This is a genomic window from Azospirillum terrae (genome assembly GCF_053470425.1).
Map to the genome: position 1 here is coordinate 184,449 of NZ_JBPXMR010000007.1, position 16,557 is coordinate 201,005.

The window sequence follows — 16,557 nt, forward strand, 5'->3', positions numbered from 1 at the left end:
GAGAGCAAGACTCATGGAAAACCGTTCCCTGCTCACCCTCGGCCCCGTGCTCTTCAACTGGCCGCTGGACCAGTGGCGCGACTTCTACGCCCGCATGGCCGACGAGGCGCCGCTGGACGTCGTCTACTTGGGCGAGGTGGTCTGCTCGAAGCGCGCGCCGTTCTTCCAGGACGCCATCCCCGACGTGATCGAGCGGCTGACCACGGCCGGCAAGAGTGTCGTGCTCTCCAGCCCGATCCTGGTCACCACCGACCGCGAGCGCAAGTCGGTCCGCGACCTCGTCGAGGCCGGCGACATCCTGGTGGAGGCCAACGACCTCGGCGCCTTGGCGCAGCTCAATGGCAAGCCGCACACGGTCGGCCCCTTCGTCAACGTCTACAACGAGGCGACGCTGTCCTGGCTGGCCTCGCGCGGCGCTACGTCGGTCTCGCTGGGCGCCGAGATGCCTGCCGTTTCCGTCGCCGCGCTGGCGAAGGAAGCCGCGCGGCTGGGCATGCAGTCCGAGGTGCAGGTCTTCGGCCGCGCCCCGCTCGCCATCTCGGCGCGCTGCTACCACGCGCGGGTGCACGGCCTGCACAAGGACGGCTGCCAGTTCGTCTGCGGCCAGGACCCCGACGGCCTCGCGGTCGAGACGCTGGACGACCAGCCGTTCCTGGCGGTCAACGGCTTGCAGACCATGTCGCACACCTACCTCTGCCTCGCCGCCGAGATCGCCGAGTTGCAGCGGCTGGGCATCGACCGCTTCCGCCTGTCGCCGCACAGCGTGGACATGGTGCGGGTGGCGCAGGGCTTCCGCGCCGTGCTCGACGGCACGCGCGAGGGTGCCGACCTCGCGGCGGAGCTGTCCGGCCTGATCACCGACGCCCCGCTGGCGAACGGGTTCTTCCATGACAAACCCGGCGCGGCGTACATTGACGCGCACGAGCGCCTGACGGCGTAATCCCACCGGTGGGCAGGAGGTCAAGGCGATGACAGCAGTGTCGAGCGGCCCCGCCGTACCGACGATTGCCCGCCGCGCCGCCGCCTCCGGCGAGTTGGAGCAGATGCGGCGGCTGCTGGACACGGCCGAGATGCGCGTGGCGCTGGTCGGGCCGGACCGGCGCTACCGCTACGCCAACCGCGCCTACTGCGACTTCGTCGGCCTGGCACCGGACACCATCGTCGGCATGTCGGCGCCCGAGGTGCTGGGGCCGCTGTACGGCGCGTTGCGGCACATCGTCGACGCGGCGCTGGCCGGAACCGCCTCGCAGGTCGAGCTGTGGGTGGACTATCCCGGACGCGGGCGGCGTTACGTGCGGCGCGTCCACACGCCCAACGTCCAGCCGGACGGGCGGCTCGACGGCTACGCGGTGTTCGTCCACGACATCACCGAGCACCATCAGGCCGAGGACGAGCTGCGCTCCAGCGAGGCGCTGAAGGCGGCGGTCGTCAACGGCGCGCTGGACGGCGTGATCGCCATCGACACCGAGCACCGCATCGTCGAGTTCAACCCGGCGGCCGAGCGCATCTTCGGCCACGCGCGCGCCGATGTGCTGGGCCTCAACGTCACCGACGTCATCATCCCGCCGGAGCAGGCAGCGGCGCACGACGCCGGCATGCGGCGCTACCTGGAGAGCGGCGAGCAGCGCGTGCTCGGCCGCCGCTTCGAGGTGGAGGCCATGCGCGCCGACGGCTGGCGCATCCCGGTCGAGCTGACCATCACCGAGACCAGCGCGTCGGGCCGGCGCCTGTTCACCGCCAGCATCCGCGACATCTCGGATCGCAAGCGCATGGAACGCGAGCTGATCGACCTTGCCTACCGCGACCAGGAAACCGGGCTCGCCAACCGCCAGGGCCTGATGCGCACGCTGGCCGACACGCTGGCGGCCGGGCGGCCGGCGACGCTGCTGGCGGTGGACCTCGACCGCTTTTCCAAGCTGCGCCACAGCTTCGGCCACGAATTCGCGCACGCCATGCTGGCCGGTCTGGCGGCGCGGCTGATGGGCAGTTTCGCCGGCACCGCGCGGCTGGCGCGCATCGCCGACCACGCGCTGGGCCTGCTGCTGGACGGCGTGCCGGACGACGCCACGCTGGGCGCGCATGTGGAGACCATCGCGACGCTGCTGCGGCGGACGCGCAGCACCGCCGGCGGTGCCGTGCACCTGACCGCCAGCATCGGCGCCGCCGCCGTCACCGGCGCGGACCGCCCCGCCGAGGATCTGCTGCGCGAGGCGGAGATCGCCGCCTACCACGCGCGTGAGCTGGGCGGCGGGCGCTGGGTGCGCTTCGAGCCGGGGATGGGCGACCGCCTCGTCTGGCAGACGCGCATCGAGCACGACCTGCGCGAGGCGCTGGAGCAGCACAGCGGCCTGTGGCTGGCCTACCAGCCCATCGTCGATCTGGCCGGCGCGCAGCTGCGCGGTTTCGAGGCGCTGCTGCGCTGGAACCATCCCGAGCGCGGCAACATCCCGCCGGCCGACTTCATCCCGGTGGCGGAGAGCACCGGCCTGATCGTGGCGCTCGGCCGCTGGGTGCTGGCCGAGGCGTGCCGGCAACTGGCGCTGTGGACCGCGGCGGCCGGCCCAGGCTCTCAAGAAGGCGGCTGCCCGACCCCGACCATGAGCGTCAACCTGTCGCCGGTGCAACTCGCCGAGACGGGCTTCATCGAGGAGGTCGAACGCATCCTGGCCGAGACCGGCGCGGACGCCCGCCTGCTCAAGCTTGAGATCACCGAGGGCGCGGTGATGGCGCACGGCGAGCAGAGCATGGCGGCGCTCAACGCCTTGAAGCGGATGGGCGTGCGTCTGGCGATCGACGATTTCGGGACGGGCTATTCGTCGCTGAGCTACCTGACGCGGCTGCCGGTCGATTCGCTGAAGGTGGACCGCTCGTTCTTGCTGGACTTGCAGCATTCCACCCAGGGCGACGCCATTCTGCGCGCCATCATCGACGTGGCGCACACCTGCGGCTTCGACGTGGTGGCCGAGGGGGTGGAGACCGCTGCCGTGGCCGAGCACCTGAAGGCGCTGTCCTGCGACTTCGCCCAAGGCTACTACTTCGCCCGCCCCCTGACGCCGGAAGCGGCGGACGAACTGGTGCGCAAACGCTGCGATGGCGCGATCGTATAAACCCTCTCCCGTCCCGGGAGAGGGTGGCCGCGTAGCGGCCGGGTGAGGGTAACTGCAAGGATCCTTGGTCTTACCCTCACCCTCCCGCTCGTGCCGAGCGGGCCCCTCCCTCTCCCGGGGCGGGAGAGGGAAATATCAATCCAGCACCACCTTCAAATCGCGCTCCACATCATCGATCAGCGTATCCGGGTGGCAGTAATTCCGCAGGCGCTCGATGGAACCGACCACCACCGTGCGCCCCTTGATCTGGATCTCCTGCTCGGCCAGCGCCGCGAAGGCGCGCGAGAGGTTCTCCGGCGTCATGCCGAGCCGGCTCGCCAGCACCTGCTTGTTGACCGGGAGTTCCACCGTGGCGCCGTCCACCGCCGGGACCGCGCGCTGCAACAGGAACGCCCCGAGACGCTGCGTCGACGTGCGCAGCTTCAGATCCTTGACCTGCCGCACCATGCGGCGGAACTGCGACGCCAGCGACGCCAGCATCGCCAGCGCCAGCTTCGGCTGGAGCGCCATTTGCTCACGCAGATTGTGGGCGGGCAGCATGAGGATGTTGGAAGGCTCCAGCACCTTGGCCGACATGAGATACGGCGCGTCGGTCAACGCCGCCGCGAGGAGGAAGGTGTCCACCGGCGTGAGGATCTCGATGACCGTCTCGCGCCCGTCGGTCGTGCTGCCGAAAAGCATCACCGAGCCTTCGACAAGCACGTGCAGGAAATCGGGCCGGTCGCCCTGCTCGAACAGCACTGTCTCGCGTGGAAAGCGCTGCAAAAGCGCACCTGCGGTGACGATGCTCAATTGCTCTTCGTCAAGTCCTTCAAAACAAGGGAGAGCGCCGACGATCTCCAGATCCCGAGTCCGCATTCCTTTGACTTCCCCCAACGCTCATTGCCGCCCCCATCATATGGGGACATCCCGTTGAAAGCCAATCGTCACGCGTTGCGCCGGTGCGATGCCAGATACAACGGCGTGCGCGACTTAGGCACCTTGAAGACGAAATTGTACCGTGCGACGTGATAGCTCGGGTCGAAGCCGTAAAAGTTGAACCTCAGGTGTGCCAATTCCTCGGCACGGTGGTGCTCCAGCGGCTTGACCGCCTCGTCCGCCGCGCGCCGGGCGCGCTTGTCGGCGAGCAGCGCCGGCAGCGCCGGGTCGGCCGCAAGACCACGGGCGCGCTCCACCACCCCGGCGCGGAACGCCGCCACCGTGACGCCAAACGCCTCGTCCACCAGCCCCAGCCGCCGCGCCTCCGGCGTGCCCATGGGCAGGCGGGCCTCGGTGACGGCGCGGGCGCGTTCCTCGCCGACGCGTTTGGGCAGCACATACGTCCAGTATTCCGAGCCGTACAGGTTGCCCATGCCCTTGTAGTGCGGGTTCAGCACCACGCCGGCGCGCGCCCAGACGGCGTCCGCCGCCAGCGCCAGGAAGACCCCGCCCGCCCCGGCGTTGCCGGACAGCGCCGCCACCGTCACCTTGTCCGTCGCGGTCAGCACCGCGCGCGCCACGTCGTCGATGGCGTTGATGGTGCGCCAGGACTCGTCGGCCGGGCTGCTTGCCGCCTCGATGACGTTGAGGTGGATGCCGTTGCTCCAGAAATCCTCGCCGCCCATCAGCACCAGCACGCGGGTGTCGCGTTTCAGCGCCGCCTCAAGGGCGGCCAGCAGCCGGGCGCACTGGTCGGCGCTCATGGCGCCGTTGTAGAACGGGAAGTGCAGATACCCGACGCCGTCCGCCTCCTCGTACCAGAGGTCGCGGTGATCACCCTGCATGTCCGGCAAATCGCCGCCCAGCACCAGCGCGGCCGGCAGCTTCAGCGTCGGCGCGTGCGCTCCGGCCGAGCGCGCCTTCATCGAGCCGATCCACACCGCGCCGTCCACCGTGGCCCGGCACACCGCCCCCTGCCACCGCGCCAGCCACGCCCCCGGCGCGCCTTTCAGCCGGCTCTCCGGGTGGGCGTCGAACAGGCTCAAGCCTCCGTCGCGCACCCCCGGCACGCCGTCGCCGCTGCGGATCTTGCGCAGCACGGTCGCGGTGTCGTCGCCGCTCCAGTCGATGGCGCGGTCGGCCTGCCCCATCGCCGGGCGCGCCCGAACCGTCGCCGGATCGACGGCCATCGGCTCGCGGCCCTGCCCCATCCGCTCCAGCGCATTCAGCACCGCCGTGACGGCGGCCTCGGTCACCTCGTGGCGGTACAGGCTGGCCTTGGGCGCCGCGCGCATGGGGAAATCGGCCGAGCCCCAAACGTCGCCCGCATCGAACTCTTCGTTCGCCTGGAGCACGGTGACGCCCCAGCGCTCCGCGCCTTCCAACACCGCCCAATCCAGCGACGACGGGCCGCGGTCGCCCGGCGGGCCGGGGTGCACGACGAGGCACGGCAGGCGGCGCCAGACATCCTCGGGGATGGCGCGCTTGAGGAACGGCGCCAGCAGCACGTCCGGTCGGAAACGATCCACCGCCTCGCGGGTCACGCCGTCGTTGACGTCGAACTCGATGCTCAACTCGTGGCCGAGCTCGGCCAGTTCCACGTACAGCCGTTGCGCCAGACTGTTAAAGGCGTGCACCAGCAGCAAAATCCGCATCACGCCGCTCCCTCGGAGGCCGGGGCATGATCGCGAAACCGACCGTAGGTGTAGTGCGCCGCGCACGCCCCCTCAGCCGACACCATGCAGGAGCCCATGGGGCTCTCCGGCGTGCAGGCGGTGGCGAACAGCTTGCAGTCCGAGGGCCGCTTCAGCCCGCGCAGGATGGCGCCGCAGGCGCAGGCCTTGTGGTCGGGCACCATGGCGTTGGCGATGTCGAAGCGCCGCTCGGCGTCCCAGGCGGCGTAGGTTTCCTTGATCTTCAAGGCGCTGTACGGCACCAGCCCCAGCCCGCGCCACTCGAACGAGCGGCGCAGCTCGAACACCTCGGCCACCAGCGCCTGGGCCTTGCGGTTGCCGTCGCGGGTGACGGCGCGGGTGAACTGGTTCTCCACCTCCGCGCGCCCCTCGTTGATCTGGCGGACCAGCATGAGGATCGCCTGCATGACGTCCAGCGGCTCGAACCCCGCCACCACGACGGGCTTGCGGTATTCCTCGGCAAAGTACTCGTACGGCCGAGCGCCGATGATGGTCGAGACATGCGCCGGGCCGATGAAGGCGTCCAGCGGCACCGTGCCCAGTTCGCGCACTTCCGGGCTTTCCAGGATGTTGGAGATCGCCGCCGGGGTCAGCACGTGGTTGCAGAACACCGAAAAATTGCCGATGCCCTTCGCCTTGGCAAGCTGCAAGGCCACCGCCGTGGGCGGCGTGGTGGTCTCGAAGCCGATGGCGAAGAACACCACCTCGCGGGCCGGGTTGGCCTCGGCGATCTTCAGCGCGTCAGTGGTGGACAGCACCATGCGGATGTCCGCGCCCTCCGCCTTCGCCTTGATCAGGCTCATGCGCTCCGATGCGGGCACGCGCATCACGTCGCCGTAGGTGCACAAAATCACCCCCGGCCGCCGGGCGATGGAGATGGCGTCGTCGATCCGCCCCACCGGCAGCACGCACACTGGGCAGCCCGGCCCATGGATCAGCCGCACGTTGGCCGGCAGCAGGTCCGGGATGCCATAGCGCGCGATGGCGTGCGTGTGGCCGCCACAGAACTCCATGACGTGGTAGCGGCGCGCCGGGTCCACCGCGCTGCGGATCGCCTCGGCCATGCCGCGGGCGAGCGCGGCGTCGCGGAACTCATCGACATACTTCATGGCGGCCAGCTTAGGGGCGCGCGTCGATCCTGGTCAACGCCCCCGCTTGGCGAGCACCGCGTGCGCCGTGACGCCGATGAACAGCGCCAGCGCCGCCGCGTTGGCGATCCCGCCCCACTGCCGCACGCCGAGGTCGCCGCCCAGCACCCCCACGGTGCGCAGCGCCACCCCCACATGCAGCGCTGCCAGCGGCACGTACATCCGCGGCGCGAACGGCACGGCCAGCCGCAGCACCGCCGGCAGGATGATCGGCGCGTGCCCGAACACCATGGCGAAGACGAACCCCAGAAACAGCGTGTGCAGAATGGCGTCGTAGGCCGGCCCGGTGGGATCGCCGCTCAGCAGCGCGATCAGCCCGCCCACCGCCAGCCACGCATAGCCCGACAGCAGGCACACCGCCACATAGCGCGGCAACCCGGACCCGCGCACCGTCCGCCGCGCCACGTCGAAACGCACCAACCACCCGGCCAGCGCGACCAGCCCCACCCCGGCGATGCGGAACCCCGCAACCGGCGCCGCCACGGCCACCGCCGCCCCCAGCACCAGCACCGCGACCGTCACGGCAAAGACCGGCCCCGCCCAGCGGTTGGGCGGCTGGAACCGGCTCAGCTCCAGCCGTTCCCCGGCGACGGTCAACACCAGGAACAGCACCCACCAGAGCACCGCCGCCAGCACCGGCGCGCCACTCAGCCACACCACGTTGCCGACCAGCCAGCACGCCGCCCCACCGGCCATGGTGGCGGTGAACCCCGCCTTCTGCCGCGTCCAGACCCACACGCCGGCGGCCAGCAGCACGCCCGACGCCACACTCATCGCCAACGCCGCGAGGACTGGCGGCGCCCCGCCCACCAGCAGCACGCCCGAAACCCCGGCCATCGCCGGCCCGGCGAAAATCCAGCGCTTCCCCAGCGCCGCCGCGCGCTCCAGCGCGATCACCGTGCCGAAAAAGCCGGACACCATCAGCGGCCCGTGCAGCAGCGCCAGATCCAGATGCGGCAACGGCACCGCCAGCCCCAGCCTTGCCAGCCCCGCCAGCACGCCGCCCAGCAGCGACACGAACCCCAGCGCCAGCAGCGGCAACCGCCGCGCCCGCAGGGATGTCGCGCCCGCGCTCATCTCACGCCTCCGGCCAGCCGAGCTGTCGGCGCGCTTCGGGAGAAATCCGATCGGGGGTCCACGCCGGCTCGAACACCAGCGCGACATCCACCGCCGGGGCCTCCGGCACGCTGTCGCGGATGGCGCACTCGGCGCTCTCGCGCAGGAACTCGCCCAGCGGGCAGGCCGGCGAGGTCATGGTCATCCGCACGGCGACGGCCTTGTCCGCCGCCACGTCGATGGCGTAGACCAGCCCCAGTTCCACCACGTCGATGCCCATTTCCGGGTCGATGACCGTGCGCAGCGCGTCGCGCACCTTGTCCTGCACCATGGCGTCCCCCTCGGCTGGCCGTCTGTCCGGGCAGCCTAGGACCGGCCCGGCGGGGTCGTCTTGACCAACGTCAAGCGAGACGACGCGCCGGACACGGGACAGTCCAGGCACCTGGAGCGACTCAACCAGATCAAGTGGAAACACCACTTTCATCAAGAGAACGCGTTCCCGCCCTGGTTTTGGACCGCCCGCGAACACTTTCAAGGGCCGGAAACCGCCGAATCGTTGCAGTCCGGGAATGGGTGCCGCGCCACCCGCGCAAGCGTTTTCTTCGTATGTTTGATCCTAGTCAAACACATACGCCGCCGGATCGACTAGGGTGCGCCGCAAAATAAGCATCCTATGGCAGCAGGCAACTCCCATGCCCGACGGCAGCGTTCCCCCGTCCGTTCCCGCGGCGGCAAGTCTTTTTGAGACCCACACTACGATCCATCCCAAGGCGGTGTCGGGCCGGTTCCGCCGGCTGAAGTGGATGACCCTGTCCGTCCTGCTGGGTATCTTCTTCGTGCTGCCATGGATCCGCTGGGACCGCGGCGCCGAGAGCCCGAGCCAGGCCGTGCTGCTCGACCTCGCGCAGGGCCGCTTCTACATCTTCAACATCGAGATCTGGCCGCAGGAAATCTATTACCTGACCGGCCTGCTGATCATCGCCGCGGTGGGCCTGTTCCTGGCGACCGCGCTGGCCGGGCGCATCTGGTGCGGCCTGGGTTGCCCGCACACGGTGTGGACCGATCTGTTCATCCGCGTGGAGCAGTATTTCGAGGGCGACCGGGCCGAGCGCATCCGCATGGACAAGGCGCGCTGGACCGCCAAGAAGCTCTATCGCAAGGCCGGCAAGCACGCGGTGTGGCTGCTGATTTCCGCCGTCTCCGCCTTCGGCATGGTCGCCTTCTTCACCGACGCGCCGGAGCTGGCGCGGGACACGGTGCGGCTTGACCTGGGCAACAACGCGCTGACCTTCCTCGGCCTGTTCGCCGCATCCACCTACATCATGGCCGGCTGGACGCGCGAGCAGATGTGCAAGTACATGTGCCCGTGGCCGCGCATCCAGAGCGCCATGCTGGACGAGCACAGCCTCGTCGTCACCTACCAGGGCTGGCGCGGCGACAACCGCGGCCCGAAGCGCAAGTCGGAGAGCTGGGACCAGCGCACCGGGCGCGGCTTCGGCGACTGCATCGACTGCACGCAGTGCATCCAGGTCTGCCCGATGGGCATCGACATTCGCGGCGGTGCGCACGCCGACTGCATCAACTGCGGCCTGTGCGTCGACGCCTGCGACAAGATCATGGACCAGATCGGCCGCCCGCACGGCCTGATCCAGTACGCCACCATGGCGCAGGAGGACGCCCGCGCCGCCGGGACCACCTACAAGCTGCCGGTGGTGCGCTCCCGCACCATCATCTACACCACGGTGATGGCGGTGGCCGCCGCCGCCATGCTGTTCGTCTTCGGCAACCGCGCCCACATGGACGTGACGGTGCTGCGCGACCGTGCGCCGCTGTTCGTCACGCTGAAGGACGGCAGCATCCGCAACACCTACACCTTCAAGATCGCCAACAAGGTGCGCGATATCAGACGCTACGCCCTGGTGCTGAAGGGCATCGAGGGCACGACGCTGAGCGTCGCCGGCGAGAAGGAGGAGGCCGCCACCGTGCTGCACCTCGAAGCCTCGCCGGACAGCGTGGCGACTTACCGCGTCTACGTGACGGCGCCGCAAGGCGCGCTGACCGCCGCCTCGACGCCGCTGTTCTTCCAACTGTCCGACGCCGCCAGCGGCGAGAAGGACACCTACAAGTCGGTCTTCCTGGGACCTAATTAAGTAACCCTCAGACGCCGGGCGGGGCCATCCGGCCGCTTGGCTTCGCGGCCATGTGGCCGCGGGGCCTCAACGGCCCAGTCGCGCTTCGCGCTCCAAAAGGAAAGCCGCCTTACATGACCACGCCCGGCCGCCATCGTCCTCTGAAGATCGGCATCGTCACCGTGTCCGACCGCGCCAGCCGCGGCATCTACGAGGACAAGGGCGGCCCGGCGATCCGGGCCGAGCTGGACAAGATCGTCGCCTCGGCCTGGGAGCCGGTGGCGCGGGTCATCCCCGACGATCTGGACGGCATCGTCGCGACTCTGATCGAGCTGACCGACGAGGCCGGCTGCGATCTGGTGGTAACCACCGGCGGCACAGGCCCGGCGCTGCGCGACGTGACCCCGGAGGCGACCGAGCGCGTCTGCGAGAAGATGATGCCCGGATTCGGCGAGCTGATGCGCAAGGTTAGCCTGGAGGTGGTGCCGACCGCCATCCTGTCGCGCCAGACCGCGGGCATCCGCGGCACCGCCCTGATCGTCAACCTTCCCGGCAAGCCCTCGGCCATCCACGACTGCCTGATGGCGGTGTTCCCGGCGATTCCCTACTGCCTCGACCTGACCGGCGGCGCCTGGATCGACACCCACGAGGCCGTCTGCAAGGCGTTCCGGCCGAAGGCCTGAATCGACACTCCCCGTATTCCGTCACCCCGTCTGCGCGGCGATGACGGGGAAAGTGGTTTGCGCGTCGGTTGGATCGCCGCGCTTGCCCTTATCGGCGATTCACTGCAGGATAATAGTCCTCACCAACAGGCACATCCGCACAATGCCGAGCGGATGCAACGCTCACCAGAATCGTGTCGCACAGCGTTGCATCCGACGACACGGCCCCTCACGCCGGCAAAATCCTGCCTCCCCGAGCGTTTCTTCCTGACATTAATCATTCGTTGACGATAAAATTGTTGGAATAAAGCACCATCCGACCGCACCGGGAAGCTTCATGACGCTCCGCCTCTCCAACTGGCCGATCAGCCGGCAGGTCCTCGTCGCCTTCGCCTTCGCCATCGCGGCGCTGGTCGTCCTGTCCGCGGGTGTCGTGGCCGAGCGCTGGCGAGAGATGGCAGCGATCACCAACCTGCGCACGCTGGTCGACGCCACCACCGCCATCGGCGCGCTGTCGCACGAGCTGCAAAAGGAACGCGGCGCCAGCGCCCTCTTCCTCGGCAGCGCCGGCAAGCAGTTCCGCGCCGAGTTGGACACCCAGCGCGCCGCGTCCGACAGCGCGGCCAAGGCGTTCGGCGCGGCGCTGGCGCCGTTGCGGGGCAGCGACGCCTTCCGTGACTTCCTGGCCGTCATCGCCGACGCGGAGAGCCAGTTGACGTCGCTGGCCGCCCGGCGCGCCGAGATCGACCGGCTGGCGCTGAAGGGGCCGGAGTCGTTCGCCTTCTACACGCGCACCATCACCGGGCTGCTCGATTCGACCTACGCGGTCAGCCGCATCACCGGCGACGCCGGCCTCAAGAACGTCGTCTTCGCCTACACCGCCCTCATGCAGGGCAAGGAACGCGCCGGGCAGGAGCGCGCCACCGGCTCCGCCGGCTTCGCCCAGGGCAAATTCGACGGCGCGCTGTACCAGCGCCTGAACGGGCTGATCGCCGCGCAGGACACCTTCTTCTCGGTGTTCCGCGGCATCGCCTCCGACGACCTCACCGACGCCCTGCGCAGCCGCGCCGAGGGCCGTGAACTGACCGATGTGCAGGAGCTGCGCCGCGTGGCGCTGGACGCCGGCATCGGCGGCGACCTCAAGGGCACGCCGGCCGCGGAGTGGTTCAAGCGGACCACCGCGCGCATCGACGCCATGAAGACGGTCGAGGACCACACCGCCGCAGCGCTCCGCGACCTCGCCGTCCACAAGGCCGACCGCGCGACGCTGGAGTTCGCCGTGGTGCTGGCGGTGGCGCTGGCCGGATCGGGCTTGGCGCTGTTGATCGGCTTCCTGGTGGTGCGCTCGATCACCAGGGCCATCGGCGGCCTGACCGCCGCCACCCAGCGCATCGCCGCGGGTGACGTGCAGGTCGCCATCCCCGGCGAGGACCGTGGCGACGAGGTGGGCGCGCTGGCCCGCGCCATCCACGCCATCCGCAGCGCCGGTGTCTCGGCCATGCGCATCAAGACGGCGCTCGACAACGTCTCGGCCAACGCCATGATGGCCGACACCGAGGGCCGGATCATCTACATGAACCGCGCCGTGCTGGAGATGTTCGAGCACGCCGAGGCCGACATCCGCGCGCAGATCCCCGGCTTCGCGTCGGCCAAGCTGCTGGGCTCCAGCATCGACGCGTGGCACCGCGATCCGGGCAAACAGCGCGCGATGCTGTCGCAGCTCACCGGCTCGCACCGGGCGCGGATCAAGGTGGGGGTGCGCAGCTTCGACCTGATCGCCACGCCGGTGCTGGACGCCGAGGGCACGCGCCACGGCACCGTCGTCGAATGGCGCGACGTGACGCAGATGCTGATCATCCAGGACGAGGTCGCCGCCATGGTGCAGGCGGCCTCCGACGGCGACTTCTCGAAGCGCGTGGCGCTGGCCGGCAAGGAAGGCTTCATGCTGGATCTGGCGCGCAGCATGAACGCGCTGGCCGAGACCTCGGCCCGCTCGCTGGAGGGGGTGGTGGGCTTCCTGGCGGCGCTGGCGTCCGGCGACCTGTCCAAGCGCATCGAGGGCGACCACCGCGGCATGTACGGCCGCATCAAGGACGACGCCAACCGCACCGCCGAACGCCTGGGCGACATCGTCGCCCGCATCGTCGCCGCCGCCGACACCATCGGCACGGCGTCCTCGGAAATCTCCATGGGCTCGGCGGATCTGGCCGAGCGCACCGAGCAGCAGGCCTCCAACCTGGAGGAGACCGCGGCGTCGATGGAGGAGCTGGGCGCCACGGTGCGCTCCAACGCCGACAACGCCCAGCGCGCCAACCGCATGGCCGAGGACGCCAAGAAGGCGGCGGAGAGCGGCGGCGCGGTGGCCGGCTCGGCCATCGAGGCGATGCGCCGCATCGAGGACGCGTCGCGCAAGATCACCGACATCATCGGCGTGATCGACGAGATCGCCTTCCAGACCAACCTGCTGGCGCTCAACGCCGCGGTCGAGGCGGCGCGGGCCGGCGACGCCGGGCGCGGCTTCGCCGTGGTGGCGCAGGAGGTGCGGCAACTGGCGCAGCGCTCGGCCCACGCGTCGAAGGAGATCAAGGGGTTGATCCTCGCCAGCGACAGCCAGGTGCACGACGGCGTGGAACTGGTGCAGAAGGCCGGCGGCGCGCTGGGCGGCATCGTCTCGGGCGTCCATCAGGTCGCCAGCCTGATTTCCGAGATGGCCTCGGCGTCGGGCGAGCAGGCCAGCGCCCTGGACGAGATCAACGCCACCGTCGCGCACATGGACGAGATGACGCAACGGAACGCCGCCCTGGTCGAGGAAACCACCGCCGCCGCCCAATCCCTGGCCAATCAGGCCGGCGACCTGCGCGCCCTCGTCGCCTTCTTCCGCCGCGCGGGGTAACCGATACCTCACCCAAAGAGACACCCCCTTTGAGACAAGGAACGACGCCCAAAAATCAGGCATTAAAGAAACCGGCCGCGAGCGCTGGGGCGCCACGGCCGGGGCCTGAAAGGCAGTGGTTAGAAGGGACTCTGTAGCTGGGGGCTTGCAAACGGTGTGCAAGCCCTCCTACTTCCTTTGCGCAAGGGCCGCTGACCGCCTTCCCCCTTCCGCCGAGACTTATGCCCCCCTTGCTCATCGACCTGCCGCGCGACGCCGTCCACGTGTGGACCCTGCCGGTCCCGCCGGGGCCGAAGGATGCCGGCCTGGACCTGCTCGACCAAAGCGAGACCGCGCGCTGGCACCGTCTGCGCCGGCCGGAGGGACGCCGGCTGTTCGCCGCCGCGCACGCGCTGCTGCGCACGGCGCTGTCGCGCTACGCCGCCGTGGACCCGCGCGACTGGCGCTTCACCGCCGGGGAGCACGGCCGCCCGGACCTCGCCGGACCGGAAACCGGACTGAGCTTCAACCTGACGCACACCGACGGGCTGGCCGCCTGCGCCATCGCCCGCGGGCTGCCGGTGGGCATCGACGCCGAACGCCCGGACCGCCGCGTGAACCTGGAGGGCATGGCGCGCATCGCCTTTGCCGACGCCGAACGCGCGCAGTTGCAAGCCGCTGCGCCGGAGCAGGAGGGAGAGGTGTTCTTCGGCATCTGGACGCTGAAGGAAGCCTACATCAAGGCACGCGGCCTGGGCTTGGCGCTGCCGCTGAAAAGCTTTTCGGTGACCGTAGAGCCGCCGGGCATCACCCCGTCGCCGGACGACGCGAAGGTCTGGCACGCCGAACTGACGCGGCCGACCGGCGAACACCTGCTGGCGCTGGCCGTGCCACGGCGGGGAATGACGGTCGAATACCGCGGCCGTCCCTAGACGGCGCTGCGGTGCCGCTCGATACAGGTGGTGAGCACGTCGTCCATCGGCCGCGCCCACCAGCGGTTGGAGAAGATCTCGACCTCGGAATACCCCCGGAAGCCCTGCGCTTCCATCCAGGCGCGGATCTTCGGAATGTCGATGACCCCGTCGCCCATCATGCCGCGGTCGAGCAGCAGGTCCGTCGTCGGCACCAGCCAGTCGCAGACGTGGAAGGCCAGCAGCCGGTCACGGCCGGCGCGGGCGATCTGGGCTTCAAGCTCAGGGTCCCACCAGACGTGGTAGACGTCCACCGCCACGCCGAGCGCACCCGTCCGCCCGGAATCCAGCCGGTCGCACAGGTCGAGCGCATGGCGCATCGTGTTCACGCAGGCCCGATCCGCGGCGTACATCGGGTGCAGCGGCTCGATGGCGAGCGGCATACCGACGCTGCGGGCGTACTCCAGCAACGCGGATATGCCGTCCTCCACCATCGCCCACGCCGCGCCCAGATCCTTGCTCGGCGCCGAGCCCGGCCGGGAGAACTGCGGCAGCCCGCCCACCACCAGCACCAGACAGGCGGCGTTCAACGCCCTGGCCTCGTCCACGGCGCGGCGGTTGTCGTCGCGCACCTCGGCCCGGCGCGCCGGGTCGGCCGGAAACATGCCGCCGCGGCAGTAACCGGACAGCTCCAGCTCCGCCGAGCGCACCGCCTGCACGGCGCGCTCCAGCCCGACCGCCGCGACCTGATCCCGCCAGGGGGAGATGGCGCGGATGCCCCGCCGGGCGCAGGACTCGACGATCCGCACGAGGTCGCCCTGCGCCTTGACGGTGGCGGTGTTGATCGACAGCCAGCGATGGTCGGCTGAAAAATCGCGCATCACACCGCCTCGATCCCGCGCACCGCCAGCACGTCGGCCATGCGCCACAGCGCCTGCTGCGGGTCGCGCAGCAGCCCGGCCTTGTCGGCAAGCTTGAAGATCTCCGCCAGGTGCAGGGTGGAACGGGTGCTCTCCTGCCCGCCGATCATGGTGAAGTGGTCCTGGTGGCCGTTGAGGTAGGCCATGAACACCACGCCGGTCTTATAGAACCGCGTCGGCGCCCGGAAAATGTGGCGCGACAGCGGCACGGTGGGCTCCAGGATGGCGTGGAACGCGGCATGGTCGCCCGCCGCCAGCGCCGCCAGCGCCGCCGAGGCGGCCGGCGCGATGGCGTCGAAGATGCCCAGCAGCGCGTGGGAATGGCCGCGCTCGTCACCGGCGATCAATTCGGCGTAGTTGAAGTCGTCGCCGGTGTACATGCGCACGCGCCCGTCGAGCCGGCGCCGCATGGCGATCTCCTTGTCCTTGTCGAGCAGCGAGATCTTCACCCCGTCCACCTTGGCAGCGTGGTCGTTGATGATCGACACCGCGGTGTCCATGGCGGCATTCAGGTCCGGCGTGCCCCAGTAGCCGGCCAGCGCCGGGTCGAACATGTCGCCCAGCCAGTGGAGGATCACCGGCTCCTTCACCTGGGCGAGAATGCGGGAATAGACGCGCACATAGTCGTCGGCCGAGCGCGCCACACGGGCCAGCGCGCGCGACGCCATCAGGATGATGCGGCCCCCCAATCCCTCCACCGCCGCGACCTGTTCCTCATAGGCGCGGATCACGTCATCGACGGAACGCGCGTCCTCCGGCGCCAGATGGTCGGTGCCCGCACCGCTGAACACCAGCCCGCCACGCGGTTTGGCGGCGGCCAGCGAGCGGCGGATCAGCTCCAGCGACGCCGACCAATCCATCCCCATGCCGCGCTGGGCGGTGTCCATGGCCTCGGCGACGCCGAAGCCCAGGTCCCAGAGGTGCTCGCGGAAGGCAATGGTGCGCTCCCAGTCGATGGCCGGGGTCAGCCACGGGTCGGTGTCGGCCAGCGGGTCGGCCACCACGTGCGCAGCGGCGAAGGCGACGCGGTTGAGCGGCCCGGCGATCTTGCCCGGAAAGCCGCGCGCCGGCGCCACCTCATAGGGCTCCAGCGTGCGGTCGGGGCGCGGCAGACGGATGGTCAGCGACATGGGGGCCTCA

At 69.9% G+C, this 16,557-nt stretch carries 13 protein-coding genes; 6 read left to right on the plus strand and 7 right to left on the minus strand.

The features are described from left to right. Window positions 1-13 precede the first annotated feature (13 nt). Window positions 14-940 carry a ubiquinone anaerobic biosynthesis protein UbiV gene (gene ubiV, locus ACSVDD_RS19500; RefSeq protein WP_448191053.1) on the plus strand — a complete coding sequence of 309 codons (927 nt, stop codon included), beginning with the start codon at window positions 14-16 and terminating at the stop codon, window positions 938-940. Between the two features lie 28 nt (window positions 941-968). Beyond that, window positions 969-3,107, plus strand: coding sequence for a putative bifunctional diguanylate cyclase/phosphodiesterase (locus tag ACSVDD_RS19505; RefSeq protein WP_448191054.1), 2,139 nt, complete (start codon window positions 969-971; stop codon window positions 3,105-3,107). A gap of 135 nt (window positions 3,108-3,242) precedes the next feature. On the opposite strand, the gene ACSVDD_RS19510 is transcribed toward ACSVDD_RS19505, so the two are convergent. The 5 genes from ACSVDD_RS19510 to ACSVDD_RS19530 all read right to left on the minus strand — a co-directional run bounded on the left by ACSVDD_RS19510 (window position 3,243) and on the right by ACSVDD_RS19530 (window position 8,254). Next, window positions 3,243-3,965, minus strand: coding sequence for a cyclic nucleotide-binding domain-containing protein (locus tag ACSVDD_RS19510; RefSeq protein WP_448191055.1), 723 nt, complete (start codon window positions 3,963-3,965; stop codon window positions 3,243-3,245). Between the two features lie 68 nt (window positions 3,966-4,033). Further along, window positions 4,034-5,680 (minus strand): hydrogenase maturation protein, encoded by a 1,647-nt coding sequence (locus ACSVDD_RS19515; RefSeq protein ID WP_448191056.1) that lies wholly within the window; start codon window positions 5,678-5,680, stop codon window positions 4,034-4,036. Next, window positions 5,680-6,828 (minus strand): hydrogenase formation protein HypD, encoded by a 1,149-nt coding sequence (gene hypD, locus ACSVDD_RS19520; protein WP_448191057.1) that lies wholly within the window; start codon window positions 6,826-6,828, stop codon window positions 5,680-5,682. The genes ACSVDD_RS19515 and hypD overlap by 1 nt, the downstream gene beginning before the upstream one ends. Before the next feature lie 33 nt (window positions 6,829-6,861). Beyond that, window positions 6,862-7,944 carry a DUF8744 domain-containing protein gene (locus tag ACSVDD_RS19525; protein ID WP_448191058.1) on the minus strand — a complete coding sequence of 361 codons (1,083 nt, stop codon included), beginning with the start codon at window positions 7,942-7,944 and terminating at the stop codon, window positions 6,862-6,864. Between the two features lies 1 nt (window position 7,945). Further along, a complete protein-coding gene (locus ACSVDD_RS19530) occupies window positions 7,946-8,254 on the minus strand; it encodes a metal-sulfur cluster assembly factor (RefSeq protein WP_448191059.1) in 309 nt (102 codons plus the stop codon). Window positions 8,255-8,615: 361 nt separating this feature from the next. Here ACSVDD_RS19530 and ccoG point away from each other — a divergent pair, with 361 nt between their 5' ends. From ccoG to ACSVDD_RS19550, 4 genes are all read left to right on the plus strand, one after another. Continuing rightward, window positions 8,616-10,073, plus strand: coding sequence for a cytochrome c oxidase accessory protein CcoG (gene ccoG / locus ACSVDD_RS19535; protein ID WP_448191060.1), 1,458 nt, complete (start codon window positions 8,616-8,618; stop codon window positions 10,071-10,073). 113 nt (window positions 10,074-10,186) lie between these two features. Next, window positions 10,187-10,735, plus strand: a complete 549-nt coding sequence (gene mog, locus ACSVDD_RS19540; protein ID WP_448191061.1) for a molybdopterin adenylyltransferase — start codon at window positions 10,187-10,189, stop codon at window positions 10,733-10,735. 316 nt (window positions 10,736-11,051) lie between these two features. Continuing rightward, window positions 11,052-13,607, plus strand: coding sequence for a methyl-accepting chemotaxis protein (locus ACSVDD_RS19545; protein ID WP_448191062.1), 2,556 nt, complete (start codon window positions 11,052-11,054; stop codon window positions 13,605-13,607). Between the two features lie 221 nt (window positions 13,608-13,828). Further along, complete coding sequence (locus ACSVDD_RS19550; protein ID WP_448191063.1) at window positions 13,829-14,518, plus strand: 4'-phosphopantetheinyl transferase family protein; 690 nt, start codon at window positions 13,829-13,831, stop codon at window positions 14,516-14,518. Here the strand turns inward: ACSVDD_RS19550 and ACSVDD_RS19555 are convergent. After that, window positions 14,515-15,378: a sugar phosphate isomerase/epimerase family protein gene (locus ACSVDD_RS19555; protein ID WP_448191064.1), complete on the minus strand. Its 864-nt coding sequence runs from the start codon at window positions 15,376-15,378 to the stop codon at window positions 14,515-14,517. The genes ACSVDD_RS19550 and ACSVDD_RS19555 overlap by 4 nt on opposite strands. Continuing rightward, window positions 15,378-16,547 (minus strand): dihydrodipicolinate synthase family protein, encoded by a 1,170-nt coding sequence (locus tag ACSVDD_RS19560; protein WP_448191065.1) that lies wholly within the window; start codon window positions 16,545-16,547, stop codon window positions 15,378-15,380. The genes ACSVDD_RS19555 and ACSVDD_RS19560 overlap by 1 nt, the downstream gene beginning before the upstream one ends. Between the last annotated feature and the right edge of the window lie 10 nt (window positions 16,548-16,557).

Bases quoted from the DNA above. Each gene is read 5' to 3' on its own strand.
- ubiV (WP_448191053.1), top strand. From the start codon at position 14: ATGGAAAACCGTTCCCTGCTCACCCTCGGCCCCGTGCTCTTCAACTGG.
- ACSVDD_RS19505 (WP_448191054.1), top strand. From the start codon at position 969: ATGACAGCAGTGTCGAGCGGCCCCGCCGTACCGACGATTGCCCGCCGC.
- ACSVDD_RS19510 (WP_448191055.1), bottom strand. From the start codon at position 3,965: ATGCGGACTCGGGATCTGGAGATCGTCGGCGCTCTCCCTTGTTTTGAA.
- ACSVDD_RS19515 (WP_448191056.1), bottom strand. From the start codon at position 5,680: ATGCGGATTTTGCTGCTGGTGCACGCCTTTAACAGTCTGGCGCAACGG.
- hypD (WP_448191057.1), bottom strand. From the start codon at position 6,828: ATGAAGTATGTCGATGAGTTCCGCGACGCCGCGCTCGCCCGCGGCATG.
- ACSVDD_RS19525 (WP_448191058.1), bottom strand. From the start codon at position 7,944: ATGAGCGCGGGCGCGACATCCCTGCGGGCGCGGCGGTTGCCGCTGCTG.
- ACSVDD_RS19530 (WP_448191059.1), bottom strand. From the start codon at position 8,254: ATGGTGCAGGACAAGGTGCGCGACGCGCTGCGCACGGTCATCGACCCG.
- ccoG (WP_448191060.1), top strand. From the start codon at position 8,616: ATGCCCGACGGCAGCGTTCCCCCGTCCGTTCCCGCGGCGGCAAGTCTT.
- mog (WP_448191061.1), top strand. From the start codon at position 10,187: ATGACCACGCCCGGCCGCCATCGTCCTCTGAAGATCGGCATCGTCACC.
- ACSVDD_RS19545 (WP_448191062.1), top strand. From the start codon at position 11,052: ATGACGCTCCGCCTCTCCAACTGGCCGATCAGCCGGCAGGTCCTCGTC.
- ACSVDD_RS19550 (WP_448191063.1), top strand. From the start codon at position 13,829: ATGCCCCCCTTGCTCATCGACCTGCCGCGCGACGCCGTCCACGTGTGG.
- ACSVDD_RS19555 (WP_448191064.1), bottom strand. From the start codon at position 15,378: ATGCGCGATTTTTCAGCCGACCATCGCTGGCTGTCGATCAACACCGCC.
- ACSVDD_RS19560 (WP_448191065.1), bottom strand. From the start codon at position 16,547: ATGTCGCTGACCATCCGTCTGCCGCGCCCCGACCGCACGCTGGAGCCC.